Here is a 2,115-nt window from a genome sequence, read left to right as displayed (position 1 = left end):
CGCCAGAGAGCCGGCCGGGCGATAGGCATACACCGTGCCCGTCATGTTCGGCTTGTGATCCAGCTCCCATTCGCGGCGCGGCAGGGGCGCATCGACGGGAGCCTCGGCGAACGTGTAATGCAGCCAGCCGTGCCAGTCGGACGGTACGCGCGACGCATCGGCATAGCCGTTATAAATGACCCAGCGGCGTGGAACGCCGTCTGCGCCGGAGCCACGCTTGCGCTCTTCATAATAGCGATTGCCGTACTCGTCCTCGCCGACCAGCGTGCCGGAGCGGCTGATCGTCCACAGCGCGCCCAGCGTCGCGCCATTCCACCAGGCAAACAGTCGGCCAATGAAGTCGAGCATGGCTGGAAACACTCCCTCGCCGGTCAATCGTGTCTTGTGGCGTATATGCAATGCGTCTGGCCCCGCGTCCAGTGCAGGCCTGTGCGTCGTCAGGATGCGCGCAGGATTTTCTCCAGAGCCTTGCCGCGCGCCAGCTCGTCCACCAGCTTGTCGAGATAGCGTATCTCGCGCATCAAAGGTTCCTCGACCTCCTCCACCCGGACGCCGCACACGACGCCCTTGATGAGGGTGCGCGACGGGTTCATTGCGGGAGCCTGCGCAAAGAAGGCCTCGAAATCGATACGTTCTTCCAGCACCGTGGCGAGGCCCGCCGCATCATAGCCGGTGAGCCAGTGGATGATGGCGTCGAGCTCTGCCTTCGTGCGCCCCTTCCTTTGCGCCTTGGCGACGTAGTGCGGGTAAACACTGGCAAAGCTCATCTTGTAGACCCGGTGAGCGGTCATCGTGCCTTGATCCTTTTCCGGCCTCTATCATGACAGCCTGATGAGCGTGGACAACCCAGTCCATTCTTCGACTCACGTGCCCTCGCGGCGGTATCATCCCTAATGAGTGATTCGCACTCGCCGCCCGATGCATTCCAGAGGGCTGCGAGCAGGCCCGCCGCCCGACAAGCGGCAATCAGGGAAGTGTCCGCGCCATGACGATCAACCGCCGCCTGACGACGCAAGGGGCCGATCCGCTCGCAGGGCTGAGCTTTGTCGAGCGTCCGTGCGGGCATGCGGACCCCGACGCGCTCGGCTCGCACGGGGTGCGCATCAGCGCACCGGATAGCTGGCCCGATAGCGCGGTGACAGCTCTGGCCCTTCTGACCGGTGCAGACCTCTCTGAAGGCACTCTGGACGGTCGCGAAGCACTGGTCCGCCTTGCCCGTGAGCTTGGTGACCGTGCCGGTTTTGCATCTGGCAGCGCAGGCGCTGACGAAATCCTCGCCAGCATGGCCGCGCGCGAAGCCTGTCCGGCGGACCATCTCTGGCTCGGCGAGCCAGACGCGGCCATCCCGGAGGAAACCCTCGCCAGCGGACCGTTCGAGGCCGGGGCGCTGATCAGCCTGATCAATACCGCCGCCATGGCCGGTGCGGCCGGTGATGTCGGCATGCGCATAGTGCGCGACAGGCTGGAAGCGGTGGCGCTGGCCTGCATCAATTGCGATGGCAGTGAAGGCGAATGCTTTGACCCGCGCCATAACCGCGCCCTTGCCCGCTCTGTGCGCGCGGCCCGCCGCGACGGTGTGCCGGACGCGATGATCGAACGGGCCATTGCCCGCGCCCGTCAGGGAATCGATACCATCGAAGACGGGGCTGGCTTCGTTCCCGACATGCCGGTCAATCCGGTAATTGCGCTGACGCCGGGCCTTCTGACCGGCACGGATCAGGGCGCGCGCGCCTTCCTGCGCGACCTTGCCGCCACCATCTGGACCCATGGCCAGCCGGCTCTGCGCCTAGACGAGACAGACCTGCCTGCAGCGGCGATTGTCCTCGACCTGTCTGCCTTCGCTGGTGACGATGCGGCCTTGCATGACGCAGCAGCCTTGTGGGGGCTGGTAGCGGCAAAGGCGGGCGGAAGCCTTCTGATTGCGGGCCTTGGCGCGCATCTGGCGCTCGAAGGCCTCGCTTATGACAGTGACGAGGCGCGTGCCCGTGCCGCTGTGCTCGCCACACTCGTGCGCGGCGCCAGTGCCGCTCCGGTCATTGCCGGTCCGGTGCCTGCCGAAGCGGCCGCGTGGCTCGGCCTGGCGACACACGGGATCGAACCGGCGGGCATCGCCGC

The 2,115-nt window shown here is 66.1% G+C and carries 2 protein-coding genes and 1 pseudogene; 1 reads left to right on the top strand and 2 read right to left on the bottom strand.

The window, feature by feature from the left end; all coding sequences use genetic code 11:
* Positions 1–348, bottom strand: a 348-nt coding sequence (locus ACTS2Z_RS03345; RefSeq protein WP_442571815.1) for an NADH:ubiquinone oxidoreductase subunit NDUFA12, incomplete at its 3' end; no start/stop codon positions are given.
* Positions 349–437: 89 nt separating this feature from the next.
* Positions 438–791, bottom strand: coding sequence for a DUF2200 domain-containing protein (locus tag ACTS2Z_RS03340; protein WP_442571814.1), 354 nt, complete (start codon positions 789–791; stop codon positions 438–440).
* Between the two features lie 194 nt (positions 792–985).
* Between ACTS2Z_RS03340 and ACTS2Z_RS03335 the strand changes: the two are divergent.
* Positions 986–2,115 (top strand): annotated as a pseudogene (locus tag ACTS2Z_RS03335) (hypothetical protein); the annotation flags it as partial.

The organism is Glycocaulis sp., assembly GCF_052168375.1.
Classification (GTDB): Bacteria; Pseudomonadota; Alphaproteobacteria; order Caulobacterales; family Maricaulaceae; genus Glycocaulis.
Note: the sequence above shows the minus strand (reverse complement) of the source record. Positions and strands in the feature narration are given on the sequence as shown.

What these genes read in the sequence shown, in the direction of transcription:
- ACTS2Z_RS03340 (WP_442571814.1), bottom strand. Translation starts at nt 791, where the DNA reads ATGACCGCTCACCGGGTCTACAAGATGAGCTTTGCCAGTGTTTACCCG.